Annotated in this window: 22 protein-coding genes and 1 tRNA gene; 8 read left to right on the top strand and 15 right to left on the bottom strand. The window is 57.5% G+C overall.

What is annotated here, in order from left to right:
- Nucleotides 1-12 precede the first annotated feature (12 nt).
- Both VG146_16815 and VG146_16810 read right to left on the bottom strand, forming a co-directional pair.
- Nucleotides 13-999 (bottom strand): CNNM domain-containing protein, encoded by a 987-nt coding sequence (locus VG146_16815; protein HEV2394016.1) that lies wholly within the window; start codon nucleotides 997-999, stop codon nucleotides 13-15.
- On the bottom strand, nucleotides 996-2,237 hold the full coding sequence (locus tag VG146_16810; GenBank protein HEV2394015.1) for a hemolysin family protein: 1,242 nt from the start codon (nucleotides 2,235-2,237) through the stop codon (nucleotides 996-998). Before VG146_16810 ends, VG146_16815 begins: the two co-directional genes overlap by 4 nt.
- Nucleotides 2,238-2,469: 232 nt before the next feature.
- Here VG146_16810 and VG146_16805 point away from each other — a divergent pair.
- A tRNA-Lys gene (locus VG146_16805) sits at nucleotides 2,470-2,545 on the top strand.
- Nucleotides 2,546-2,766: 221 nt separating this feature from the next.
- Here VG146_16805 and VG146_16800 read toward each other — a convergent pair.
- Nucleotides 2,767-3,123 carry a hypothetical protein gene (locus VG146_16800; protein ID HEV2394014.1) on the bottom strand — a complete coding sequence of 119 codons (357 nt, stop codon included), beginning with the start codon at nucleotides 3,121-3,123 and terminating at the stop codon, nucleotides 2,767-2,769.
- A 343-nt stretch (nucleotides 3,124-3,466) separates the two neighbouring features.
- On the opposite strand from VG146_16800, the gene VG146_16795 reads away from it, so the two are divergent.
- Nucleotides 3,467-4,036: a DUF4256 domain-containing protein gene (locus tag VG146_16795; protein ID HEV2394013.1), complete on the top strand. Its 570-nt coding sequence runs from the start codon at nucleotides 3,467-3,469 to the stop codon at nucleotides 4,034-4,036.
- A gap of 207 nt (nucleotides 4,037-4,243) precedes the next feature.
- Here the strand turns inward: VG146_16795 and VG146_16790 are convergent, their stop codons facing one another.
- The 3 genes from VG146_16790 to VG146_16780 are packed head-to-tail and all read right to left on the bottom strand — an operon-like array spanning nucleotide 4,244 to nucleotide 6,557.
- The gene (locus tag VG146_16790; GenBank protein ID HEV2394012.1) at nucleotides 4,244-4,756 is read right to left on the bottom strand and encodes a DUF302 domain-containing protein; all 513 of its coding nucleotides are present in this window, start codon (nucleotides 4,754-4,756) and stop codon (nucleotides 4,244-4,246) included.
- Between the two features lie 12 nt (nucleotides 4,757-4,768).
- Nucleotides 4,769-6,088, bottom strand: a complete 1,320-nt coding sequence (locus tag VG146_16785; GenBank protein ID HEV2394011.1) for an SCP2 sterol-binding domain-containing protein — start codon at nucleotides 6,086-6,088, stop codon at nucleotides 4,769-4,771.
- A gap of 46 nt (nucleotides 6,089-6,134) precedes the next feature.
- The gene (locus VG146_16780; protein HEV2394010.1) at nucleotides 6,135-6,557 is read right to left on the bottom strand and encodes a MarR family winged helix-turn-helix transcriptional regulator; all 423 of its coding nucleotides are present in this window, start codon (nucleotides 6,555-6,557) and stop codon (nucleotides 6,135-6,137) included.
- A 79-nt stretch (nucleotides 6,558-6,636) separates the two neighbouring features.
- Between VG146_16780 and VG146_16775 the strand changes: the two genes are divergently transcribed.
- Both VG146_16775 and VG146_16770 read left to right on the top strand, forming a co-directional pair.
- Nucleotides 6,637-6,852 carry an ice-binding family protein gene (locus VG146_16775; GenBank protein ID HEV2394009.1) on the top strand — a complete coding sequence of 72 codons (216 nt, stop codon included), beginning with the start codon at nucleotides 6,637-6,639 and terminating at the stop codon, nucleotides 6,850-6,852.
- Between the two features lie 816 nt (nucleotides 6,853-7,668).
- Nucleotides 7,669-7,815: a hypothetical protein gene (locus VG146_16770; protein HEV2394008.1), complete on the top strand. Its 147-nt coding sequence runs from the start codon at nucleotides 7,669-7,671 to the stop codon at nucleotides 7,813-7,815.
- A 24-nt stretch (nucleotides 7,816-7,839) separates the two neighbouring features.
- Here VG146_16770 and VG146_16765 read toward each other — a convergent pair whose 3' ends face one another.
- Together VG146_16765 and VG146_16760 are read right to left on the bottom strand one after the other, a co-directional pair.
- Nucleotides 7,840-9,372: a tetratricopeptide repeat protein gene (locus VG146_16765; protein ID HEV2394007.1), complete on the bottom strand. Its 1,533-nt coding sequence runs from the start codon at nucleotides 9,370-9,372 to the stop codon at nucleotides 7,840-7,842.
- Between the two features lie 250 nt (nucleotides 9,373-9,622).
- The gene (locus VG146_16760) at nucleotides 9,623-10,633 is read right to left on the bottom strand and encodes a hypothetical protein (protein ID HEV2394006.1); all 1,011 of its coding nucleotides are present in this window, start codon (nucleotides 10,631-10,633) and stop codon (nucleotides 9,623-9,625) included.
- 422 nt (nucleotides 10,634-11,055) lie between these two features.
- Between VG146_16760 and VG146_16755 the strand changes: the two genes are divergently transcribed.
- On the top strand, nucleotides 11,056-11,565 hold the full coding sequence (locus tag VG146_16755; protein HEV2394005.1) for a glutathione peroxidase: 510 nt from the start codon (nucleotides 11,056-11,058) through the stop codon (nucleotides 11,563-11,565).
- Between the two features lie 21 nt (nucleotides 11,566-11,586).
- Here VG146_16755 and VG146_16750 read toward each other — a convergent pair whose 3' ends face one another.
- Together VG146_16750 and VG146_16745 are read right to left on the bottom strand one after the other, a co-directional pair.
- Complete coding sequence (locus VG146_16750) at nucleotides 11,587-14,712, bottom strand: hypothetical protein (protein ID HEV2394004.1); 3,126 nt, start codon at nucleotides 14,710-14,712, stop codon at nucleotides 11,587-11,589.
- A gap of 250 nt (nucleotides 14,713-14,962) precedes the next feature.
- Nucleotides 14,963-15,553 (bottom strand): hypothetical protein, encoded by a 591-nt coding sequence (locus VG146_16745; GenBank protein ID HEV2394003.1) that lies wholly within the window; start codon nucleotides 15,551-15,553, stop codon nucleotides 14,963-14,965.
- Between the two features lie 393 nt (nucleotides 15,554-15,946).
- Here VG146_16745 and ftsH point away from each other — a divergent pair, with 393 nt between their 5' ends.
- Both ftsH and VG146_16735 read left to right on the top strand, forming a co-directional pair.
- The gene (ftsH, locus tag VG146_16740; protein HEV2394002.1) at nucleotides 15,947-17,941 is read left to right on the top strand and encodes an ATP-dependent zinc metalloprotease FtsH; all 1,995 of its coding nucleotides are present in this window, start codon (nucleotides 15,947-15,949) and stop codon (nucleotides 17,939-17,941) included.
- A gap of 78 nt (nucleotides 17,942-18,019) precedes the next feature.
- Nucleotides 18,020-19,060, top strand: a complete 1,041-nt coding sequence (locus tag VG146_16735; protein HEV2394001.1) for a DnaJ C-terminal domain-containing protein — start codon at nucleotides 18,020-18,022, stop codon at nucleotides 19,058-19,060.
- Between the two features lie 99 nt (nucleotides 19,061-19,159).
- Here the strand turns inward: VG146_16735 and VG146_16730 are convergent, their stop codons facing one another.
- The 4 genes from VG146_16730 to VG146_16715 all read right to left on the bottom strand — a co-directional run bounded on the left by VG146_16730 (nucleotide 19,160) and on the right by VG146_16715 (nucleotide 22,674).
- Nucleotides 19,160-19,735 carry a hypothetical protein gene (locus VG146_16730; GenBank protein ID HEV2394000.1) on the bottom strand — a complete coding sequence of 192 codons (576 nt, stop codon included), beginning with the start codon at nucleotides 19,733-19,735 and terminating at the stop codon, nucleotides 19,160-19,162.
- 100 nt (nucleotides 19,736-19,835) lie between these two features.
- Nucleotides 19,836-21,095 (bottom strand): NrfD/PsrC family molybdoenzyme membrane anchor subunit, encoded by a 1,260-nt coding sequence (nrfD, locus tag VG146_16725; protein HEV2393999.1) that lies wholly within the window; start codon nucleotides 21,093-21,095, stop codon nucleotides 19,836-19,838.
- Nucleotides 21,092-22,021, bottom strand: a complete 930-nt coding sequence (locus tag VG146_16720; GenBank protein HEV2393998.1) for a 4Fe-4S dicluster domain-containing protein — start codon at nucleotides 22,019-22,021, stop codon at nucleotides 21,092-21,094. The genes nrfD and VG146_16720 overlap by 4 nt, the downstream gene beginning before the upstream one ends.
- 8 nt (nucleotides 22,022-22,029) lie before the next feature.
- On the bottom strand, nucleotides 22,030-22,674 hold the full coding sequence (locus VG146_16715; protein HEV2393997.1) for a hypothetical protein: 645 nt from the start codon (nucleotides 22,672-22,674) through the stop codon (nucleotides 22,030-22,032).
- Between the two features lie 166 nt (nucleotides 22,675-22,840).
- Between VG146_16715 and VG146_16710 the strand changes: the two genes are divergently transcribed.
- Entirely contained in the window at nucleotides 22,841-23,083 is a 243-nt protein-coding gene (locus VG146_16710) for a hypothetical protein (GenBank protein HEV2393996.1), read from the top strand.
- Nucleotides 23,084-23,108: 25 nt separating this feature from the next.
- Here VG146_16710 and VG146_16705 read toward each other — a convergent pair whose 3' ends face one another.
- Complete coding sequence (locus VG146_16705; protein ID HEV2393995.1) at nucleotides 23,109-24,878, bottom strand: cytochrome b/b6 domain-containing protein; 1,770 nt, start codon at nucleotides 24,876-24,878, stop codon at nucleotides 23,109-23,111.
- Nucleotides 24,879-24,943 lie beyond the last annotated feature (65 nt).

Below are 24,943 nucleotides of genomic sequence, written 5' to 3'. Positions count from 1 at the left end.
TATCAATTCAACTCATAAACTGACCTGCCCGAAAATGACCTTCAGCACGTCCTGCAATGTCAGAATGCCAATCTCCCGCCGCTCGCGGTTCAGGACAATGCCCAGGCGCTGGCCGCTGCGTTGCATGCGGCGCAAGGCAACTTCCAGGCGCAGGTCCTCTTCCAGATAAAGCGCCGGCTTAACCAGTTCTCCCGCAAGCCGGGCCGGCTCGATCTCGGCTTGGAACAGGAGCGGGTTGATGTTGATGAGGCCGATAATCCGCATTTGGCCGTCGCGGGCATCCAGGACGGGAAAGCGCGAAAGCTTGCGCTCGCGACAGAGGGCCAGGACGTTGCCCACTGGGGTTTGCGCCGCAACCGTGACGGCGTCCTTGAGAGGAACCATCACTTGGCGCACCGTCAGCGCCTGGAGATCGAGCACCCGGTTAATCATCATGCGTTCTTCCGAGGTAAAGCCCTGGGCGGATTCCTGCATCACCAGCAGCAGCTCTTCCCTGTTCCCGAATAGATGGCCGGTAAAGGCCTTCCCGCCGCGCCAGCGCAGCAGCAGGTCGGAGAACCACTCCATGAGGATGACCAGAGGGCGCAACATCAAATGAATCAATCGAAAGGGCCTGGCCAGGAACAGGCAAAGCCGCGTGGGGTATAGGCGGAACAGCATTTTGGGCAGGAAATCGAACCAGGCATAAAACAGAAACACGGCCACCACGTAAATGAGAGTAAACCAGAACAAATGCCGGCCCAGCGTCCGGTTCAGGATGACCACCAGCCAGCCCAGGATTAGGAAGTTGGCCAGCGTGTTGCCCACCAGGATCGTCCACAAAAAGTCCTCCGGGTTTTCCAGATACTCGTGCAACGCCCGGGCCGAGCGCCGCCCGGCGCGCATCTGCTGGCGGATGCGCAGCCGGCTTAAGGCGAACACCCCGGACTCCATCCCCGATAAAACAAAGGACAATACCAGGCTCAAGCCAAAGCACACCCAAATGAGCGTCTCGGTCATTGCACCCCCTTGACGGCTTCAACCAGCAACTCGCGGACGCGCCGCTCATCAGTCGCTTTGGCCGTGAGCTTCAGTCCCCGATAGACCGCCGAATCCCCTGGCGTCGGCACCACATCCACCAGGCTCATCAATAAGCCACCCATCGTTTCGACTTCCGGCACGTCTCCCAGGGCGGGGTACTCCCGGCAAAAATCGTCCAGGCGCAGCGCGCCGCTGACTCGCCAGCGGCCCGGCCCGAGCTTTTCCAGGACGAACCCATCGGTCTGGACCTCACTGCGAATTTTTCCGATCATTTCCTCCAGGATGTCCTCCATCGTCACAATGCCGGCGGTGCCGCCGAACTCGTCCAGCACAATCGCCAAACCCCGTTGCTGGCGCTGAAGACTCTTGAGCAGTTGGAGCAGGTTCATCGTTTCGGGCACAAACGAGGGGAACTCGATGGCATCGGCGAGATCGATTTGGGGGTCCAGCAGCAGCGCCCGGGTGTTGAGGATGCCCACGATCGTATCGGGGTTTTCATCGTAAATGGGCAGCCGGCGGTGTTTGAAACAGCGGGCAGCGGCGATCATTTCCTCAATGGACAGCTCGTCGGATATGGCGGCCATCTGCGAGCGGGATTTCATCACCTCCTTGGCCTTGCGGCGGTCCAGGCTGATGATTTGGAGGATGATTTCCTTTTCCGATTGCGCGAGCGCCCCTTGCTGGTAGGCCATTTCGAGCAATTCCTGGTACTCGGCGTCGGTCAGGCCGCTGGGAGGCTGGACCGTGCGCGGGGTCAACCGCTTGAGCAGCGCGGCATTGGCCCCGCCAGCTACCTGGCATAAGGGCTGGCTGACAGCCATGATCCACGATAACAGCCAGGCCACCCGCAGCGCCCATTGCTCGGGCTTGCGCACGGCCATGGTTTTGGGCAGCACCTCGCCGGCGATGAGCATCAGCCCCAACAACCCGCCGATAACCGGGGCCGAAGGCCAATGCCGGTGAAGGACCATCCAGGCGGCGACCACCAGCATCGCCGCGTTGGCTGAGGTGTTGCCCAGGGCAATGGCCGCCAGGAGGTCCTGAGGCTGTGCCAACAGCCGGGCCACTGTCCTCCCGGCCACCGGCTTGCGCTCAGACAACTGCCGCACCTGCCATTTGCTCAGAGAAAAAAGGGAAGTCTCCGCGAGTGAAAAGAAGAAGCTTGCCCCCGCAAAGACCAAAACCAGCGCTACAGGGATTATCGGCCCGGCCGCCATGCCCTCAGCATGAAGGATTAAAGACCCAAAGGCAAACCGGGAAAGAGCGTCGGGTCCCGCGCCAACCGTGGACTGCGACAGCCCTGACTAATTCTTCCGCGTATTGCGCGTATTCTGCGGCCTAAAGAAATTCTTCCGGCGAGGTTTTGGGACTCCCGAAACCCCTTGCGCCCCTACAAATCGTCAGGTAGTTTGCGCCGCCCCTTGGATTGGCGTCGAGGTCTTCCACAACGGGTTGGTAGCTCAGTCGGTAGAGCAGCGGCCTTTTAAGCCGTTGGTCCTGGGTTCGAGTCCCAGCCAACCCACCACCTTCAAACCTCCCGAAACCGCTGAAAAACCCCTGAAAACACGTTCTAGAACACGCTTCTGCTCTCTCGCTCTCCATTGCGCCATTGAATTTTCCGCCGCCTTGCAGCATCAATTTTCGCAACTTGAAAACCGACGCCAATTTCCAAAGCGCCATATGCAGGTTTACCTCTCTTTCTCCGCAAAAGATGTACGAAACACCAGCGGCCTGCAAATGCGAGAGCTAATCGTTGCCCACGCGCTCGGTCACGAGGAGCACGACGTGGTCCCCACCGACCTCGTTTTCCTGGAACCGCAGCACGCCTTTCGCATCCGCGCCGATCGCCAGCCGCTTCGCGTTCGGCTTTGCGACATGGTCACGCCGGACAAATCCTTTCGGCGCGCGAGGCAATTTTATTTTGCGCCCGTCAAATTCGTCCATCGTGGTCGTGCCAACGAGCCATGCTCCGATGCCGAAACTGGCTGCTGTCGTTTCGAATAAATCGCTCTCGTGCTTGTACCCCGGCAGCTTTCCCCAGCGGTGGCCCAGAATCCTGCCGTCCACCGTGGTGCACATATGACAGAGGACGTAAGGTCTCATGCGTTTCGAAAATGACTTTCATGCCGAACATAGCCCGCCTATCAACAAAGAACAAACGCCTCAGACAACCCGATATTGCCGGATTTGGCAGTGATGAAACTGCCGTCAACAATCAGCGCCTCAAACAGACCGCTGGATCGCATGGCCGCTCAAAAGGACCTCGTGACCGTCCTGGGCCAGTTCGACCAAAAGCTCGTCAAAATGGCGGCCCACAGGGAAAGGGCGGAAGACTAATAGGTGCAGAATGCAGAATGCGAAAATCGCGCAATTTACCAGTCGTTCCTAGGCTGCTAAGCTGAAACCAAAATCGACGGGATGAAAAAGCATACTCGAACTGTCATTTATGAATAAGAGCAATAAAAAGGAGTTATCCCCAAAACAACGTGAAGCGCTGCTCACAGCGTTGAAAGCGAGGTTCGAGAAAAATATGAACCGCCACAAGGGTCTTGAATGGGCTAAAGTGCGAGCACGGCTGGAAGCCAACACTGAGAAACTGTGGTCGCTCAATGAAATGGAAAGAACCGGCGGTGAGCCGGATATTGTGGACCATGATAAACAGACGGGCGAATACGTTTTCTATGATTGTTCGCCGGAGAGTCCTAAAGGCCGCACCAGTGTTTGTTACGACCGTGAAGGGCTGGAATCCAGGAAGGAACATAAACCCGAGAATACCGCCATGGATATGGCAGCGGCCATGGGCATTGAACTTTTAACAGAAGAACAATATCTGGAGCTGCAGGGTTTTGGAGATTTCGATACCAAGACGTCAAGTTGGGTGAAGACACCTGCTGATATCAGAAAACTCGGCGGCGCGCTCTATTGCGATCGCCGCTATGGCCGAGTCTTCGTGGGTCACAACGGCGCCCAGTCTTACTATAGCGCCAGGGCGTTCCGTGGCTGGCTAAGGGTCTAGATTTCCTTCGGCTTCAGCGGGTTGGAACGGCAACACCTCCGGGTGACGGGAATGGACCTCCCAGACGAGAATGGCACGTACGTCTTGATTGCGTCCGTGCCCCAGATGAAGCGCATCGAGGTTGGCCCAGTGGGCGAATTTGACATCGTTCCTGGTTCTTACGCCTATATGGGAGCGCTTTCGGAGCCGGCGGGCTCGATAGATCCTTTACGATATCGCAATCTCTCGAACCAGCGCTTCCAACTTCCGTTCGAGCATTTCCCCAGTATTCAGGAATTGAGGCGAATCAAACTGGCCAAAGACCTTTGATGGCGCGTCGTAGGTGATAATGGTCCGATCCATTCCGTCATCATGAAACATGACCCGCATCGGCGCATAGACTCCCGCCTGTTTGAACTCCCGCATTAGGCCGACCGCCGTGAGCGGGTTTCCAATGAGGAACATTTGTGCATGGCTTGGCCCGTTCAAGGCTGACATGATGAAGCCGTGACGAACGGTCCCCAGAATCATTAATCCCAATTCGCCACCGACCTTTTCCAGGTAGTGCTCCAATCCTGCCTTTCCCCCCAGTCTGGCATAGACCAAAAGCCGGAGCGGGTGCGGCTTTCCCAGAATCGTAAGCAGCCGTTGCAGGCTTTTCGCGAACGGTTGATTCAACCGCCATTCAATCCGGTTGGACGCGAATGGATGGTTTGCAGGGTGGAGAGCCGATGAGTTCATTGTGCCTTTCGTTTACGAAGGAAAACATCGGCTGAACGCCAACAACCATTTGGGATTTCCTTTGATCCTGATTTTGCGGGTGATCAGCGCCCAAAACAGGTTTCTTTCTTTCGCCAGAAATCCGAGCCAGGTTTCGGCGTCCGCAATGACGTGGAGGTTGGGTTGACCTTTCAATCCCTGTTCGACCGTGATCGTCCCTGAGCGGATGACCACGGTTGCCTCTGTGGTTTCCTTTCCTCTGAAGGTGAAATGGTAGGTGGCGCCCAGCGTGCCGGCCGCCTGCCGTTGGAAAGAGAGGGGTATCCCGTTCAACAGGGCGGCGATACTCCGCGGCCGCAGCGAATTGCGCACATGGCGCACGTTCTTGTGCGGGTGCCGCTTCTGCACATGGGCTTCCGCGTCCGAACCAGGAACCACATACACCGGCTCTTGCTTCGCTTGCAGCGGTCGTACCACATCGTCCAGAAAATCCTTTTTCGACGCTAAGAATGGGCCGATCACATCCTCGCCCGCCGGGCACACGGCCATGCAATACGCCGCTTTGTAGTTCGGGCCAAAGCCAAGACTCTGCCAGGTGGAAACGCTCTCCGATTCCTTTACCCGCCGCCGGTAATCCAGTCCGTTGCGGCTATCGACGATCGTTTCCACCCAGTCCGCAAAGCCGCCCATGAACTCGCGATAGTTGTGCGTGTAACAGGCCGAAAAGTTGAACGCGCCGTCCGGCAAAATCGCCCCGACGGGGCACGCCGCCACACACAGCTTGCATTCCAGGCACGGGTTATAGCCCAGTTCGCGAGAATACTCGCTGATTTCTTCCGCGACTAGAATGGTGCCTAGCAGAACAAAGTTCCCGAAGCGCGGATGAATCACGTTCCGGTGTATCCCCATCCGGCCCAACCCCGCCGCCACCGCAACGGGTTTGTGAGCGACCAACCACATTCGTTCGGTCATCCAACGGTCGGCTTCCATCGGAAACCCCATCGGCGGATTCAGCGCCCGGACGCCAGCGCGTTCCAAGGCCGCGGTAACCTTGCGGGCAATGTGGTTCACCTCATCGCCCGCCTCATGGAACTCAGAGTTGGCCACCGAACGCGCCGGGCTGCGGACATTGTCCCGGTTCATCCGCACTACAAAGCTGACCAGACTGCGAGCATGGCGAAATGCCCTCTCGATGTGGGGTCGCTCCGAAGCCAGCGCTGGCCGTTCCAGTTCCACAAAGCCGACATCATCGGCGCCGGCTGCGAGACAAAGTTCACGCAGCCAGGCTGCATCCAAAGGAGCTCTCGGCCGCGCTGCGGGCTGAGAAGGAGAATCTAACGCAGTGGTGTGCATATACACAACAAGAGTTCAATAGTTTTTCCCGGTGGCAGGTTCGAGTTCATTTAGTCAAAGCAAGCGCCGCCCTCTCTAGATCGGTAAGAATCGCCGACCAACGTTCCGCGCCGAGGGTCTTCACCGCGGCTTGCTGGGCCGCGCGCCAGGCCGGCATGGCTTCGGCCAGCTCTTTCTTCCCTTTAGCCGTAAGGGAGAGGCTAACTTTCCCGCCGCGGCCAGTGCCGCTCAGTTCCACTAAGCCGTCACGCTCCAATGGGCGGAGATTGCGCACAAGCGTCGTCCGTTCCATGCCAAGCCAATCGCTCAGTTGGTCCATGGACCAACCCGACTTAGCCGCGAGCGCGCTTAAGATGGGTGTTTGTGTCGGGCGAATGCCGTGCCGGCGCAGTTCGGCGTCGAAAAACTTGGTTACCACCCGCGCCACCCAGCGCAGGTTGAAGCACACGCAGTTTTCCATACCCGCCATGTCCAGTTCCTTAGCCAGCTAGTGTGCATATACACATCCTCCGCCATCCTGTCAATAGAATCTTTTCAGGGAGGACCAATTGCCAACGCCGACGATTTGCAATGCCGCAAACGAATCCGCCGGAGACGTCTCCCTGGTAACGACCGCTCACTCCGAGGGGATTGTGATGTGCCAAACTGCGATCAGCCTTGCGACGGGCGCCTCAATTAACGGCCGACTGTTGGCCCAAACCGCGATCACCCTTGACGGCAGTACGGTCACTAGCCCCGCAGTGGCAACCGGGACCACCTTATAGGCGTAAGAACCAGGAACGATGTCGAATCTGCCCAATGGGCCAACCTCGATGCGCTTCATCCGCTGCAAGCTGGGGTTCAGCCAGTTGCCGGATCTCCCGAGCGAGTTGAAGCGCTCGTGCTGCAAACGGTCCTGCCGGCTCTTTTGACCGGCCTCCGGCCATAGCGCGCTGACTCTGGAAGGCGGAAGGCATAACCCGATGGCGCCTCCATTCGATTTCCTGGCCAAATGCTTCATGTCCCTCATCCATCGCATGGCCATCGGTAGAATTGGAATTGCGGCGCCACGGCTTTTTCCCCCGCTGGCGGCGGAAGTTCCGCGCCCGAATCGAGCCTGCGAATAAGCTTTCAGGGCTGGATTTGCTCGATCGCGGTTCCATTCGAAGCAGGCAGGCTCGAATTCTCGTCTCCAAACTTCCCGAGAACGTAGGACAGAGGGATCTGGCAGTCTTTCGCGACGAACTTAAGTGGCGGGCTATAATTAGAGCGGCAACCACGCGTTGGGCGGGACGCTGTCCACGTCGGTGTCGTGATCTTCACAGCCGCTGAGGGCAACACACAGGGCAAGCAGCGCGAGCAAAGCGAGAAAGGTTTTCATAGAGAATGGGTTCATGGTTTTCGGTCAACTGTCAATGCCAAATTGTAATCCGTCTGCGCGGAGAGTGCAACGGAGGGGCCCCGTATGACATCAGCGACACAGTACGAGCGCCTTAATGTCGAGGAAGGTAAAGGGCATCCTCTTCCCGCCCTCTCCTCCAAAGCAGGAGAGGGGGTCGGCGAGCCGCCCTGAGCCTTAACTCAGGAAGCGCCGTTTGACCATGCTCCAAATCATCGCGTTGCTGATCACCATCACGGCTTTGTTCAGCTATGTGAATTTCCGATTCTTCAGGCTCCCGACGACGATTGGGGTCATGGTGCTTGGCCCCTTCGTCCGCCGCGCATTTGGGGAAAGAAAAAAGAATTGAGGAATCATGTGCCCTTCCCGATAGTCAGGGGTGAAAATGGTGGGGGCGGTGTTGCTCATATAACCGCAGTGTTGATGCCATATTCTCACGCATTTCTGCAGGAGAACCCTTAGCCGCCAAAGCCTGCTTCTGGTACTTGATCGCCGCGTCAAAATCGCCAGTTTCGGCATAAGCCGCGGCCAAAAGTTCCAATCCGCCAAACTCCTTGCAGCCTTCTTGTTCGCAGGCACGTTTTGCGGCATCGAGTGCTTCCTTTCCATTTCTGAAAAATGCAACCGGACAGGAAGCTCGAACCCAAGCCAAGTGCGCATAGGGCATGTAGTTCGTTGGATCGAGCCGGATGGATTGGTAAAAATCTGCGAGCGCCTGCTCGAAATGTGATTGCTCCATATACGCATATCCCCGCTGGTCCAGGGCGGTTGCATTCCTCGGATTGAGATCGATCGCGGTACTCAAATCCGCCAACGATAGGTTTTCTTCATGGTTGCGGTAATAGGCATAAGAGCGAAGCAAGTAGAATTTGGGGTTCTTCGGCTCTAGCTGGATCGCGTTGCTGCAATCTTCAATGGAGTCCAAATACATGCCTTGCGTAAAAAACGTGCTGGCGCGGGCTGCGTAGGCGGCAGCGTCCAGGTGGTTCGCTTTGTCCTCGGATTGCAGTTGCCGGGTAATTCTATCAATCGCCCGCCGGGCATCGCCTGCGGGCCGCCAGTCAACGTCGCCCTGCAAGTAGAGACAAAACTCCTCGCGCGCATCACGCAGCTTCCCGTCCAGTTGGTATGCCCGCCCAAGCTCATACCGAATCAGAGGAAAATCTGGATTCGAGTTTAGAGCCTCACGCAGGCGCTTGACTGCCTCAGCCCCTTTCTTTTCGCAAACGTCAACCACACCCTGAGCGTACGATCCCCACCAAATTTTTGAGTCTATCTCGATACCCGACTGAAGTGCCATTCGAGCTTCCGGGAACCGGCCTTCTTGCGCGAGGTCCATTGCCAGGCAGAAACGAACCCAAGGCCAATCCGGCATAAGCTTTTCGGCGAGCTTGTCCAGAGCGATAGTGTCCGACCGAGACTGAGCCATGTACGCTGCTATGGCTTGAAGATCATCCTCGAATTGGTATTCCTCGTGTGGAGCGCCAAACCAGCGATAAGAAGGATCTGCAAGCAGAGTCTTTCCGTTCACGAACACGCCGGCGCAGACGTGAGACACAAGGCGGCCGCGACAATCCCTTATTATCCAAACCGGCCACGCCTGCAGCCCCACCTCCCGAGCCAAGGCGACATACAGGAACGCGTAATCCTGGCAAACGATCCGCGCCCAGGGGTCCGACCAAGCCTTAAAGGTCTGTGCAGCCGTGCGCTCACGGTCTTCAAATGGTGGATTGAATCCGGAACTGAAATCAATGCGCGTCACCAACCCGTAAAACAAGCGGCGCGCTTTCTCCATATCGTTGGGTGCATCGCCAACTAACTGATGTGCAAATTTTGCCATCTGAGGCGTTGCGGCCAAAGGATTCTTTGCCAGGCCAAACTCGTGGGGGGTCAACCGCGCGCGCAAAGCCCTCTTCAAGGCTTCGGGCGTGAAAGATTGTGGAGGGACCGCCGGCACAAAATGCGGCGTCAAGCGGGGTTTCAAACGCCTCAGCGCCGCATACGCGGACTGGACCGCAAGCGGGAATACCCCCTGAGGCTCGGCGCGGGCGATGAAGCGTTCGTAAAGGTTTGCAGCCTTCTCGGTATCATTTAAGGCATCATTGAATCCTGCGAGCCTGCTCAGAACCGCCTCGCTATTTGTAGTCAAGCAGCTCTCAGTTATTTGCGCCTCTTCGAGCGCTTTTGTCCCGTTGAGCTAAATTGAAATAAGCTTCAACGCAGTCCATGTGGAGCGATGCGCTATTGGGTGAAAGCCTCTGGGCCGAGCGCAGGAGCGAAATGGCTTCCTCCCATTTGTCGTCCACGTGCCCATAGAACAGTCCCAGAGATTCAAGCGTATCGGGATTCTCCGGATCCATCTCCTTCGCCTTTAAAAGCTCTTGCTTCGCAAACCGTTGCTCGTCTTTGGAATTTTCCCAGGCACCTTTGGTAAAGAGGATCTCTCCCAAGAGTTGGTGGCCAACCGATCGATCAGGTCTCAGTGCGATAGCGTTGCGAACGGCATCGGCGGCTTCATCCCATAGGTTCTGCGCTGCCAAGACGCTTCCTAGGGACTCCTGCGCAATCGCGAAATTTGGGTCCAGCGCGATCGACTGGCGCAGGTATTGCTCGATAGCGGCTGCCGCATCACCAGCATTCTCGGCTCCAAGCGCGCGGCTAAAGAACTCCAGGGCTAGGGCAGAAGTTGTCACCGGAAAGTCCATCTTCTTCTTCTCTTCAGGCGTGGGAACGACTCCTAGCGCCTTGAGGATACACCTCCTGGTTTTACAGACTACCCCAAGCCAATCGGACGCCTCCGCAGTGAAAGGTCCGGATGCGTCGCCAGTGCCGACACCTGCAACCCAGACAGTCAACCGACGATTCTGGCCTTCGACCGCGTAGTTTCCCCATACCACTCGGTCGGCGCCTATCTTTCTGCCTGTTTCACGTGCCAGGTCATATACCGCTCCCGGCGCTTTGGACAGGTCGCTACAGCAGAACTGCGCGCAAGAGTCTGATTGGAAACGACCGGAACCGCGCGGCAGGATGCAAAGGGCTTCTGTTTCCTGAAGTTGAGCCTTCAGCAGGAGGGCCAGCGTGTATTGCCAATGATCGCAATCCGCCTCTCCGGTAGTGTTCTGGGGCGGAAGCACCGCGAGGGTGATACGCTCGCGCGCCGGCGCCACTGTAAGAATGGAGAAGAAAACCAGTGCCACAAAAAGGAACGCGCTAAACTGCTCACCGCCGTGAGATACGAGATTTGCCCGTTGGCAATCGTCCCCCGGACTGGAACCCAGGAATGCATTCTCGACGTTCCGCATCATTTGGCTCATTTCAATTTTATATCAGCGACACTTTTGTCAATGAGTTTCCCCCCTTACTAAATAATTGAAAAGACTCCCGCGAGTCCCATTTTTCCCCAGATCTTCACGAAAGAGATGAGGGTCAAAGGGGAATGTGGAGAAACTCGTCAGCAGTCCGGGTCGAAAACCGCACGATCGCTGCCTAACGCTTTCGAGCATTATTTCTGAGGAATCGTTGACAAACCGGCGGGGCGTGCTACCGATGTGTCATGAAGTCTGCCTACTTGATTGCATTGGCCCTGATTATGACCGCCACGCTTGCTTTTGCCAGTCCGCTTTATGATATCCCGCTCAAGGATATTGACGGGAAAGCCACCTCTCTCGGTGCATACAAAGGCAAGGTGCTGCTCATCGTGAACGTTGCCTCAAAGTGCGGGCTGACTCCACAATACAAGGCGCTCGAGGCCATTCATGAAAAGTACAAAGACCAAGGGTTCACCGTGCTCGGTTTTCCGTGCAATCAGTTCGCGGGGCAGGAGCCGGGCAGCAACAGCCAAATCAAGGAGTTCTGTTCGAGCCGATACAGCGTCAGCTTCCCGCTTTTTGATAAGCTGGAAGTGAACGGAGCCAACCGCCATCCGCTGTACGTTGCGCTGGCCGGGAAGGATTCACCTTTTCCGGGAGACATCAAATGGAATTTCGGCAAGTTCCTGATAGATCGAGATGGGCGGATAATCAAGCGATTCGAACCCAAAACCACCCCTGACTCACCGGAGGTGACGCAAGCGATCGAGACTGCGCTGGCACAAAAATAGCGCATTCCAGGAAAGCTTTCTTCAATACGGGACCACACGATAAAACCGGTTGGTGGTGGTTCCCGGGGGGGTGCGTCCGTTTTGGCCGGTGTCCAGGAAGCTTTGCGCCCCACCGCTGGTGTTGGTGAACGTTTGGAGCACCTGCCAATCCTTCTGGGGAATTGTATCGGAGGATTGAAGTTGCCATATGGTGTCCGCAGGGCTTTCTACTGACAGGATTGGACCAACCGCGTTTGACCATTGCAACGATACGCAGGGCAGTATGGGGTGGTACATGACCCCCTTCAGGGAAATGTCGAAAGCGATGTCGTCGTAGTCAGACCAGGTGTTTCCGATTTCCACTGCAATGGTGTTCGTGCCGATTTGCAGCAATGACGCGTAGGGCGTCAGGTCGAAGTAGCGCGTTTCATTTCCCTGCATCGTCACCGTATCGATCACCGCCGGAATCCCAATGCCATTGAGGAACAACCCGAGCGGGTAAATAGTGGCAACCGAGACATCCGTACACGTTGCCGAAAGAAGAAGTTCCTCGATGTTTGTTGAAGCCAGGGTGAACTGCCTGCGGAAATAGAAATTGGGCAAGAGCTGGGGCAAGCGGGTCACGATATTAGTGGGGCCGCTGCCGGCGCCAAATTTGGCCCTGCCTAGGGGCCATGAGCGGTCATCAAAGCGCGCCGAAAACCAATTGGCCGGCGGCGGGTTGGTCATGTAGCGCCATACGGCCCCGAAGGGAACTATTGTGCTCCAGCTGGTCGCGCCGGGGTTCGGTATCTGTCTGAAGAAAACATCATCCAGATAAATCGACCCGCTTCCAGCCCCGGTGATGCTGTAGCGATGCCGCAGTTCGATATTTGGGAAACCGGCCGGGAGCTGAAACGTGCGGTTGACGTAAGTCCAGTCCACGGGAGCCGGCCCGGCAGAGAAATGCGGCGTGTAATAGAATGGATCGGGCAGTGCAGGACGAGTGTTGGTGTTTGACCCGGTTTTTGTCGAACTCCATTCGAGCCAATGTTCCGATGGGAATGAGAGGCCCGTGCTTTTGAAATAACAGCCGAAGCTGTAGAAGGCGCCGGGGATGACATCGATCGAGGAATCGGGTATGCCATACTGGTTGTTCTGAGCGATGGTGCTGTTGTCGGCCTGGTTATCGAGCAGAATCTGCATCGAACGATTGCCCTGGTAGGCAATGTTGGTGCTGACGCACATATTGGTCATTGCAATTGTCCCGGTAAACCACTTGTCCCAGCGGCAGTTATCGTCTCGCTCGAAACCCGAATTGGCCACAAGGTTTCCGTTCAGCAACGGCAGCAGCGCGAAGGGCGCCGAGAGTACGGTCCGGCCAGTATATACCGCGCCGACCTCGTAAAAGTATTGCCAGCCTGCCCGAAGACCGTAGTCCGTGTAATTAGTCGTACCGGGAGTCAAGGTGGCGATTTGCACAAATGGCCCGCTGGCCTGGTCTGCGCGGAAAATGCGGTAATACTCTGGCGCCGTCGGTCCGGTCCAACTGAAGCTTGTCCGATTGTACCCCGCGGTGCGGACATTGACCGTCGGCGTGCCGGCAGGGTAGAGCGACACGCCCCAATTACCGTCCCGCCGCATGTTTCCACGGTGTGTCGCCCAGGAAAGCAGGTTCGTGCTGTTCGAGCCGAAGTTCCAGATATACATCTGGCCCAGCGTGCTGCGGCAGACGACATCCAGCCGGCCCACACCTTCCACATCAGCGAGCGCCGGAATTTGTTTGATCCCGCCGGCCACGGGCACGCTTTCCTTGAGCGTCCCGTCCAAAGCATAAATGCGCAGTTCGCCGTTGCCCGTGGCGCCGGTCGGATCGTAGGTGCCAACGACGATTTCTTCGGCGCCGTCTCCATCCACATCACCTACCACGGGCGGCGTAGGCAGCAGCGGATAGAAATCCTTCGGCCACCCTGCATGGTCCACCAGTTCGATACCGTCCCAATAGCGGTACGTCAGCTCATACGATTGGTTCCAGCCCAATACGTCAATGTGGTTGTCGTGGTCGGGGTTCACAGGAATAAGTGACGCGCTGTTGAGCCAGCCGGAGTTGTTTGTCAAATTCACGTGCGGCAGCCAATGCCGCCAGAGAATGCCCCCATCGTCATCGAGGATTGTTTCGTTCGGTTGCCACTGCGAGCTGAGTTGTGTGCCGGCCACCAGCACCTCGTCGAGGCCATCTCCGTCAATATCGGCGGTGTAGATGTCGATTGGGACTTGGTAGGAACCAGTCATCAGCCGCTGGTTCTTGCCGAATTGTTTGTGCAGCATGCCTTTTCCCCAGAGACCGAACGGGCGCGATTTATCGAAGCAAACGACACTGTCGCTATCGTTGAGCGCGTAAATGTTCAACGGCCCGGTGGGGTTGGCCCTGCCGACTGCCAGTCCTGCTTCAACCAATTGATGCAGATGATACACGAAATCCTGACGGCCCGTGGCGGCAGTGAAGGTGACGACGCCGCCCGACCAACTCTCGCCCATCGTGCCCCACTGGCCCACGCCGAAAATGGGAAAGATAAACGGGTTATAATCCTGGCCGCCCGTGAGGGGGTCGGGCTGGATTTTCCAGGCTGTAATTACCTCGTAATTGCCCGTGCCGTTGAGGTCCATCACCATCGGAGGCGAGACCTCTGAGGAAAACACTGCGCCTGCTGGGAGGTGATTCAGCCAGGCGCCCGTCGGCCACCAATAAAATCCATTCGTGACCGTTTGGTAGCCTCCATTAGGAACGTAAGAAGCCGAATCGACCGTGTTGGACCACATCACCGACCCGTCACCGCGCAAAGCGATGACGTGATTGCCACGGGTGAAAAGGATTTCGTCTCGCCCATCGCCATCCAGGTCAAAGAGGGTCGGCGAAACATTGATCGGGTCGCCTCCTGCCGCGTAAGGGAACCCCGGCAGCCGTTGTCCGGTGTATTTGAATGCATCCAAAAACCAACTCCCGCTGGAATCGCGATAGGGCACAACAATTTCCAAATCAGGCGAGCTGTCGAGGTTCCCAACCGCAATCGTGCCCAACTGCCAACCGGTACCGCCTGAAGGGAAAGAAGCAATCTGGACCGGTGCGGCGGAAAGAGTTCCCGCCACCCACCCCCAAGCGATTGCTGCCCGCAAGAAGATGCAAGCCATTCTCCGCTTCTCAATTGTACACGGACCACGCATTTGGAACCAAAGTCTGATTTTTCAGCCTGCATCCTAGAGGAAGCGGATAAGGAATGCACCAAGTCATTTCCGAGGGGAATGGGTTGGGGCTCGAGTTGGAAACCGCCGGAAGGGTAAGCGAGGGCACATTGAAGCTGCTGTTTCCGACGATTCGCCTCCGCGAAGGAAGCCACGGTTGAGGTCGCACGCCCGAGGCTCAAGCACGACGCAACCACCTTCAACAGCGGCGCACCAGATGAGGAAAGTTCAATTCCAGGGTCTGATAAAACAAGCCCGGATGCTCGCGGTCCCACAAGGGCACGGCGCCATCCAAGGCATCGAGCACCTCCTGGGCCTGCTCGCGAGTGGGGGCGAAGAAGCGGCAGCCATGCTTTTGATACAGCTCAAAGACCTGCATCGAACCAACATGCATCTCCTTCACTTCGCGGCATGTGTCCAGCCAGAATTCCTGCCGGGCGGCCATAGCGGAAGCGGCATCGGCTCGCACATTGGGCGCCTGAGACATTGCGGCCAGGGCCTGTTTTGCTGAATCGCAGGCTGTACGAAGCCGATGGGCCTGCATTCGGGTGCTTTCGCTTATGAAATCGCCCGAACTCGAAGATTTCAACCCGCCAGATTCCTCTCTCTGGTCTGAATCGGAAACCGGAGGGTTAGCGGAGACCGCTGGCCTGGGCTGGCGTCCCGGGTACTTGTATTGACGTATCAGGCGCGCCGCTTCGGTAAGCGTCAAGGGCCGAGCAACCACATAGCCTGAGTTTCGCAAGAGCGCCAGTTGCTGCTCAGTGGCTGGTTCATCCGTCCAATTCATGACAGGACGTTGGTTGAGTGGTACGACACGAATATGCACACGCGGGACGGCAATTGCAAGTAATGATTTGGTTAAACCATTCTTACATTCTTTAAATGTTGCAAACTCCCCTGTGCCAAGGGTTCCTCGGGATTAATGACGGAGTCGTAGCAACGAGCCGCAATTCCTGAGTGTAGGAGACGACGTAAGAAGTCTCTGATCAGCAACTTCCGGGTGAACCAAAAGCGGCCAGTTGACAATCTTGATCAGGGACTCCTTACGCCGTCTCCTACAAAGGTTTGGAACTGACCTTGTCATTGGCCCTGCCAAGGGTTCCTGTCCGGGGACGATTCTCACTAGCGAATCAACCAAAGCAGCCTTAACTTACCCTGCGCATTCAGGAGCGGCAAAAATATGGACAATCGCGAACCACCACCTAAGAAGGACCTGCGACCCAAAGTGCCCAAGTGGAGTTCACCCCTTTGGTATCTGCCCCTGATGCTCCTGCTGCTTTGGTTCTGGCAAAGCACCTTGAGCCAGTTTTCCTACCGCACGATCCCCTACAGCGAGTTCAAGCATTACCTCCAGCACCATGAGGTCGTCAAATGCGTTGTGCGCGAGGACGACATCCAAGGAGAAATCAGACCCAAGGCCCAATCAGCGGGCAAACCTGCGGAAACCTCGACCAACGCCGCAGCCGCCAAGAGCGCTCAAACAGCGGAAACAAAGCCTTTCCTGTTCCGCACTGTGCGGGTTGAGGACCCCAAGCTGGTCGATGAACTTCAGGGAGCCGGGGTTCAATACACCGGTGAGCGCCCCGGGTTCTTCTCTCAGTTCTTGCTGTCGTGGATTGTGCCCTTGGGGATTATGGTGCTGATCTGGTCCTTTATCGGACGGCGCCTGGGCAGTGCGGGCGAGTCCATCCTGAGCTTTGGCAAAAGCAAAGCGCGCCTGGTTGCCGAGAAAGAAACCGGAGTCACATTCGGCGATGTGGCCGGGTGCGAAGAAGCCAAATACGAGCTGCAAGAGGTGGTGGATTTTCTCAAGCATCCTGAACGCTACAAATCCATTGGGGCAAATATCCCGAAGGGGGTGTTGCTGATCGGCCCGCCCGGCACCGGCAAAACGCTCCTGGCCAAGGCCGTGGCTGGCGAGGCGCATGCGCCATTCTTTTCACTCAGCGGGAGCGATTTCGTTGAGATGTTCGTCGGGGTGGGGGCCGCGCGAGTGCGGGATTTGTTCGTGCAGGCCAAGGCCAAGGCGCCGTGCATTGTATTCATCGACGAACTGGACGCCATTGGCCGCCAGCGCGGCGTGCATGTCGGGGCGGTCAACGATGAACGCGAACAAACCCTCAACCAATTGCTCGTCGAGATGGACGGCTTCGCCGCAAATGCCGGGGTCATTGTGCTGGCGGCGACCAATCGACCCGACGTGCTGGACCGCGCGTTGTTGCGGCCCGGACGTTTTGACCGGCAGGTGGTTGTCGATGCCCCGGATATTGATGGCCGGCAGGCCATTCTCAAGGTCCATGTGCGTGGAAAGCCACTGGCGCGAGACGTTGATTTGCGCCGGGTTGCCCAGGCGACCCCTGGTTTTTCCGGCGCCGATTTAGCCAACGCGGTCAATGAAGCCGCCTTGCTGGCCGCCCGCCGCCACGGCAGGGAAATCGAGCAGAAGGACCTCGAAGATGCCGTCGAGAAAGTTGTCGCCGGCCCCGAGCGCAAGAGCCGGCGTTTGAAGGAGCAGGAAAAGAGGCTGGTGGCTTACCACGAAACCGGCCACGCCCTGGTGGCTGCCCACAGCAAATACGCCGACCCTGTCCACAAGATCAGCATCATCCCGCGTGGCCGGGCTGCTTTGGGCTATACCCTCCAATTACCCACAGACGACCAGTTTCTCATGAGCCGCTCTCAACTGCTGGACCGGATTCGTGGAATGCTGGGTGGCCGAGCGGCTGAAGAGGTTGTTTTTCAGGAAGTCACTACCGGCGCCGAAAACGACCTCGAACATGCCACCGCGCTGGCCCGCCAAATGGTCTGCCTGTTCGGCATGAGCGACACAGTCGGGCTGGTTCATTGCGCCACGCGGCAGAATGGGATGCACCTGGCGGGAATGGACGGAAATTTTCAACGCGATTGCAGCGAGCGCACCGCCCAGGAAATCGATGTCGAGGTCAAGAGAATCCTCGACCAGGCCTATGGAGAGGCCAAAGACATACTGGAGCGGCATCGGGACCAACTTGATCTGGTGTCGGGGAAACTGCTCGAAAGTGAAACCCTGGACGCCCAGGCATTCAACGCCCTCATTGGCCGATCGCCCAAGCAGGACGAAGACCCTCCGGGGCCAGCCGTGGAACTGGCTCCGCCTAAATTGGTCTCAGGCAACGGCGGTCCATCGCCTGTTTAATTCCAAATAAGCCATTTTCGAGCGGAGCGCCTCCTTTTGACAAATCGGGCTGCGCAGGCATCATGGGGAGAGGCATCTATGCCTGTTCAATACAAAGATTATTACCAAATCCTGGGCGTGGCGCGGGATGCGAGCGAGACCGACATCAAGAAGGCCTTCCGCAAACTCGCGCGCGAGTACCACCCTGACGTCGCCAAAAACAAAAAGCAAGCGGAAGAAAAATTCAAAGAGATTAACGAGGCCTATGAAGTATTGAGCGATCCGGCCAAACGCAAGAAGTACGACGAGCTGGGGGCTAACTGGAGTTCCGGCTCTGAATTCAGGCCGCCGCCGGGCTGGGGGTCCTTCGGTGCAGGGGGCTTTCCAGGGCGCGGCCCGCGCGGTGAGGAGTACGAGTTTCACTTCGGAGGCACCGGCTTCAGCGACTTTTTTGAGCAACTCTTCGGCGCGCGGGGGGCCAAGGGGTTCGGCAGGCGCGGAGGCATGGCTGAGGAAGACCTGGCGACGGAGCGCGGGCAGGATATCGAGGGAGACATTATGGTCACTCTCGAAGAGGCGATGCGCGGCTCGGTGCGCTCGGTCTCTGTGCGGCATGGGGTTCCTTGTGAACATTGCGGCGGCACAGGCCAGCGGGCGCGCCATGTGTGCAATGTCTGCGGTGGCACCGGCCAGGTCGCCAAGACCGACACTTACCAGGTCAAAATCCCCGCCGGCGTTACCGAAGGGCAGCGTTTACGCATCGCCGGTCGCGGCGAGGCCGGCTTGGGCGGCGGGGCTGCCGGGGACCTTTTCCTGCGAGTGCGTTTTGCCAAGCACCCGGATTTTGAGGTCGAGGGCCATAACCTGATTTGCGAGACCTCAATTACTCCCTGGGAAGCGGTGCTCGGGGCCAGGATTTCCGTCCCAACACTCGATGGGCGAGTCGATATCAAGATACCCCAGGGCACCCACAGCGGCCAGAAACTGCGCCTGCGCGGGCGCGGTCTGCCGCAACGAAACGATGGCAGCGGAGATTTGATCGTGGTAACCCGGATTGAAGTGCCCACACGCGTGAGCGAATCAGAACGCAAGCTCTGGGAACAATTAGCGCGCGAATCCAGGTTTAACCCTCGGGAATAAGGCGCAAAGGTCCCTCTTGAAGGCCACGCTCCATAAAGATGGTTTGGGCTAAGGGTCGCGTAATAGCAGGGCGCCGCAAAAAGCCGAATGTATGGCTATTCACTCGCTCAGGAGTTCTTCTACCTGGTTGCCGGCCAATCCAGGCATCGACCTCGAGGCAGGAGACAGCGGCTGGGCGCTTTTAGAGCGCTGCAAACCGCTGAAGAGGCGCTGGGCAAATGCCCAACGGTTGGGAGCCGGGACCTCGACCACCTCATGGACGTGCGCGGGCATTCTCAGCAGGCGCCGAACCTCAGCCCTCAGGGAATCCATGGCAAACGGACGACCCAGCACCACCTCCGCTCCCGCTTCGGTCATGTAATACTCGGCGTCTGTGGGGACAGAGAACGCCACAATCGGATTCTTGTGCCGGCGCTTGATTTCCCGCACAGCGCTGGTCACTTCCTCAATGCCAACCGAGCCGTTGCGCCGCGTGGCTTCCGGCAGCAGATTGTCCGGCGACACGAGGATCAGGTCAAAGGCCGCCCGAGAGCCGGCGGTTGCGAATTCGTCGATGCGCAGGGCGCGCACGAAATGGACCACGGCCTGGTTGAAACAGACATCGAGGATCATGGCCTCGATGAGGTTATTGGTGCGCCGATCCGCGTTAGCTAAAAGTACATTAATCGTATCCATAAGGTATCTCGCGGCTGAGAGAGCACCTTGCTTGCCAGGGCAAAAAGGAGTGGAATTGGCCCGAAATGGGACAAGTGTGTCTAAATCAGGGCCAGTCGCTTTACGCTCCGGCGTCCGACGCCTGGGCCGGCATGCCTTCATTAGCCCTGCACAGGCGGCCCTGAAGGATGGGGATGGCCATCCGAAGGAAGAGCGTATAACAAAGCAAACCAAAAGACCAAATTCCCAGGCAAACCAGAGTCTCGTTGAGCGAGGGGGTGTATTCGACCATCTCACCCAGAGGTGTGGGAATGAAGCCGGGCACTACCAGGCCCATGCCTTTTTCGATCCAGATGCCCACAATAGCCAGAAACGACGCGAGGTTCAGGTAACGCAGGCTGCGGCTCAGCGGCAGCACCAGGAGCGTCATCGAGACGAGGTTGAACACGATGGCTACCCAAATCCAGGGGACCAGCGCATGATAACCGTGAAGGCCAACATAGAGGTACCTCGAGGAGGCCACGTGCGACGTGCGAGTATAGAACTCTTTGAAGATTTCGTTCACCAGGAGGAAGACGTTGATGAGCATCGACACCTGGACAATGCTGCGCAAGGTCAGCAAAGCCCGGTCACTGATCTGGTAATCGGTCACGCGGCGGATGATCTGCAAGGCCAGGATGATCAGGGCAGGACCTGCGGTAAAGGCAGACGCCAGAAAACGCGGCCCGACAATCGAGGAATTCCAGAATGGCCGCCCGCCCAGGCCGACATAAAGAAAGGCGGTGACTGTGTGGATGGAAACAGCCCAGGCAATGGCAATGAAGACAAACGGAATATAAAACCATTTGGCCGGTTTTTTGCCTAGATACCGGCAATAGAGCAGGTAACCGCAAATATGCACGTTGAGCAGCAAATAGCCGTTCAACACGATCACGTCCCAACTGAGCATTGAGCCGGGGAAATTGAACTGGCCGATGCCGGGGATTAAATGCCAGAATCGATCGGGCCGCCCCAAGTCCACCGTGACGAACGCCAGGCACATCAGAATGGCCGCAACCGCGAGCAATTCCCCGAAGATAACCAGATCATGCAATTCCTTGTTATTATAAATATAGACCGGGATGACCAGCATGGCGGCGGCCGCCGCGATGCCCACGATAAAAGTGAAGTTGGCGATGTACACACCCCAGGAAACCTGGTCGCTCATGCCCGTGACAATCAGGCCATTGACGAACTGTTTGGCCCAGGCATTAATCCCCAGGAGGATGACGACGCTCAACAGGCCCATCCAGATGTAATAACGCCAGTCGCCCACGAAAGCGATGCGCCCGCAACGGGCCAAAAAGACCAGGTAATTTCTCGTTTTAGCCCGCAGGTTCATACGTCGAAGTAATAAAAGAAACGGGGGGAGGTCCCCAACTCCTCCTTGAGCTGGATGAAGACCCGTTTGTTCTTCAGGATGTAGGCGACCTCGCTTTCAGGGTCCAATACGTTCCCGAATTTGCGCGCCCCGGCAGGACAGACCTCCAGGCAGGCGGGGTACTTTCCCCGACGTGTGCGCTGGACGCAAAAATGGCATTTTTCCATCACCCCCTGTTTGCGGGGACGATTCCCCAAGTAGGACATGTCCAGGTTCAGCCGTTCTTTAGGCACGCTGGGGCTGGTCCAGTTAAAGCGGCGGGCAAAGTACGGGCAGGCCGCTTCGCAATAACGGCAGCCGATGCACCAGTCGTAATCGATGACCGTGATGCCGTCGGGTTCCTGCCACGTCGCTTTGGTCGGGCAGACCTTGACGCACGGCGGGTTCTTGCAATGCTGGCATTGGACCGGCATGTAAAAGAACCCCTTTTCCGGCACTGACTCCGGCGCGTAATTGTGGTCGCCTTTTTCCATATCGAGCGAACCATGCGGCATTTTGAGCACGCGAATGTATTGGATTTCCGGGGTGCGCGACTGGTTGTTTTCGGCCACGCAGGCATGGACGCATTTGCGGCAGCCGATACAGCGGGTCAGATTCAGGCAATAGATGAACTCGACCCCATCCATCGGCTTGTAATCGCGCACCGTCGGACGGAGGTGGTATTGCTGCTCGACTTCGCGGGCGATGCGGTCGAGCACCTTCTGCATCTCAGCCGGAGTCATTTCCTTGTAATGCTTCTGCAGGAATTGTTCGACCGAGGTGTAGTTCTTCAACTCGCGCAGCGGAGCGAGGCTGGCGGCCAGGGCGGCGACGCCAGAGGCCAGGACCGCGGAATTGCGCAGGAAACCGCGCCGGGAGATATCGCCCGGAGGAGGAGAATCAGGCATAAGTCAATTTAATTGGACGGTTCAGCCGCCGGCGCCTCGGCCAGGATGGGATGCAGCGGGTGCGGGCCGGGCGCGGGTTGGCGCGATGGAAACGGCGGCGCATGCGGGTTGTGGCACGAAACACACACCTTTCGATCGATTGGCCCCAGGTCGCGTCTCCAGTAGCCGCTGGTGCGCCCATGCACTCCCGCCTCCCAATCCCGGTAGGTGGGGCCGTGGCAACTCCCGCACAGGGCCGGGCTTTCGGTGATTTTCAAGTGCCGTCCGTCGCGCGTCTCCAGTAAAACCAGGTTGGTCTCATCATGGCAGTTGAAGCAGTTGTTGTTGCGATGATGCCGGCCATGGCCCATCACGATGTCCTTGTGCTCCGGCGGCACGATGATGTCCCCATCTGCTTTGAACTGCAATTTGGGCGGCTTATTCTTCTCGTGGCAGGCGTAGCAGTCGAAATCTGACATGTCGCCCCCGCTGGCCAGCAGGTCCACCGCCGAAACCCGGGCTGTGGCCGTGCTGATGAAATTGGTATCGACCAGGGGGATGGGCGCCAGGCGCACCGGCCGGCTCCAAAGGTCCAAAGAAAAGGCCGCCGCCAGCCCTATAAAGGCGCCAGTCAGCAAGCCCAGGACCCAGTCCGTCTTGGCAGCAGGTTTCATCAGGGGTCATTCTTCTGGATTGCAGGAAAGCTGCTTTACATCCTTTGTCGATGGCTTTGCATTTTTTGGCTTCTCTATGGCAGAATTTTCTTGGGGTCAGCACCCCATTGTTCTCCAGGCCGCTACGCCTCAGAATGGTGCTATCTTAGAAAGAGTGGGGGAACTTATGTCTGCCAAAACAACGAATGGAACCGACATCGAGAGCAGGGTCAAACGCGTTTTGCGGCATCGCGCCTCTCGCGCCTACTTCAAGCATGGGGGTTGGACGAGCAATGCCGAAGAAGCCGACAGCTTTTCTGACGCCGTGGAAGCGGCGGAGATATGCGTCCGCTACGGGCTCAACAATGTGGAGTTGGCTTTGCGCTACCACGCGGCGGGCTCGGACCTGTTCTGCGTAGTCATGCGGTAAGAGCACAGAGTCATTCGACAGGCTCTTAATGATGTACCGCTTCATCAAGGCGGCTTTCGGCAGGTGGGGTCTGCGTATCTGACTCGGCCATGCCGGGCGCGGACTTGTCCAATGGGTGCTCTTCCTGCTGCCATTCGGGTGTGACTTTTCCTTTCCAACAAGCCCAGTTAAGAGGATAGATATCCGGGTCGAGGATGACGTGATAGAAGTGCCAAACCACAATGGCCAGGCAGGCCAGTATCGCCTCGTAGTAATGGACTGTAAGGGCGACATCAACAATCCAGCGCGGAAGGAAACGGGTCACATCCATCTTGAACCAAATCATTAGTCCTGTGACCCCCATAATGATTGTTCCCCAAATAACGGCCCAATACTCCATCTTCTCGGCGTAGCCGAACCGCCCAATCCTGGCCTTTTGCCCGCCTAACCCCAGCAAATAGCGGGCGGTCTGCACGAGGTCCGTGAGGTCCTTTTTGCTCGGGAACAAATCTTTGACGAGTTGGCGTCCTTCCTTGCGGGTCAGAATATAGGCCAGGTGATAAAGGCCAGCGCCCAACAGGACGATGCCCGCAACCCGATGGGTCCACCGCCGGAACATTTCGTTCGAGCCCAACAGCTTTGCGACCCAGGAATCGGGGAATTTCAATGCAAAGCCGGTGATGGCCAGGATGATGAAACTGGCCGCCAGGACCACGTGTTGGAAACGCTGTGAAGCGTTCATGCGCAGAACCGAAAGGTTAGCGGCTCGATAGCGGGCAGCCACTTTCCTGCCGAAAACCAAGAGGTTGTGGGCCAGCATGAATCCAATGGTAAGGACGATAAGCCCGAGGTACACCCGGCGAATCCACCAGTTGATCTTCTCACCTGCCGCGTTGCCGCCGCTGGCGGAGGCGGCATCCACATGCACCTTGCTTTGGGCAAAATTTGCCGTCGCCCCCGGGTGGCATTTGCCGCAAGTCACCACCAGGTTGGCTTTATTGATGGTCGAGCGCGGGTCGGTTGAGGGGAGTATCTTATGGAATCCATGACAACTGGCGCAATTGGCAGCCACCGTTGAACCATATTCAGCCGCCAGCCCATGATAGCTCTCGAAGAAGGTCTTTACTCGGTCGGGCGGGAGGTTGTATTTGGTGTTCAGCCTCTCGGAAGCATGGCAGTTACTGCAGATTTGGGCTGATATTTCGAGCGAGGAGCTGCCCTTGAGCGCCACGATCTTGTGCTCGGAATGGCAATCGGTGCAGGTGGGCGCGTCGCGATGGCCCTGGGCGATGGCTTGGCCATGAACACTTTCAGCAACGTCTTTGGCCGCTTGCGGATGGCAGGCTCCGCATGTGGCCGTCAGGCGCGACCAGTGGAGCGGCGACTCCGGCGAGCTCGGCGGAAGGATGGCGTGGCCATCATGACAATCGCTGCAAGTGGCCGCCGCCTTCTGGCCCCGTGCCAGGGCCAGCCCGTGCACACTGGCCCCATAACTTTCGGATTGCTTTTCGTGACACCGGGCGCAATCGGGGGCTTTGACGGCTAAGTTATCATCGGGATGTTTCGCGGTGACATCGCTGTGGCAACTGGCGCACGTGTTAGTCTTATGAACCGAGGCAGCCAGCTTGGCTTCATCGACGAACAGCGAGATGGCTTTGCCCGCCGCGTTGGTTTTGTAGAGGGTTTTATCCGAATGGCAATCGAGACAGGCGCTGTTCTTAAGCCGCTCGATCGAGGCAGCACGAACTCCAGGGGCGGCAACAACCACATAGAGTCCAGCGGCCAGCAGGGCCAATCCGCTTCGGATGTGACACATAACCAAGCCAAGGTTCGGCTTGGGCCGTAAAATCTCTCTACATTCGTTGCCCTTTCCTTCGCTTT

This window comes from Verrucomicrobiia bacterium (genome assembly GCA_035946615.1).
Classification (GTDB): Bacteria; Verrucomicrobiota; Verrucomicrobiia; order Limisphaerales; family UBA8199; genus DASYZB01.
Note: the sequence above shows the minus strand (reverse complement) of the source record. Positions and strands in the feature narration are given on the sequence as shown.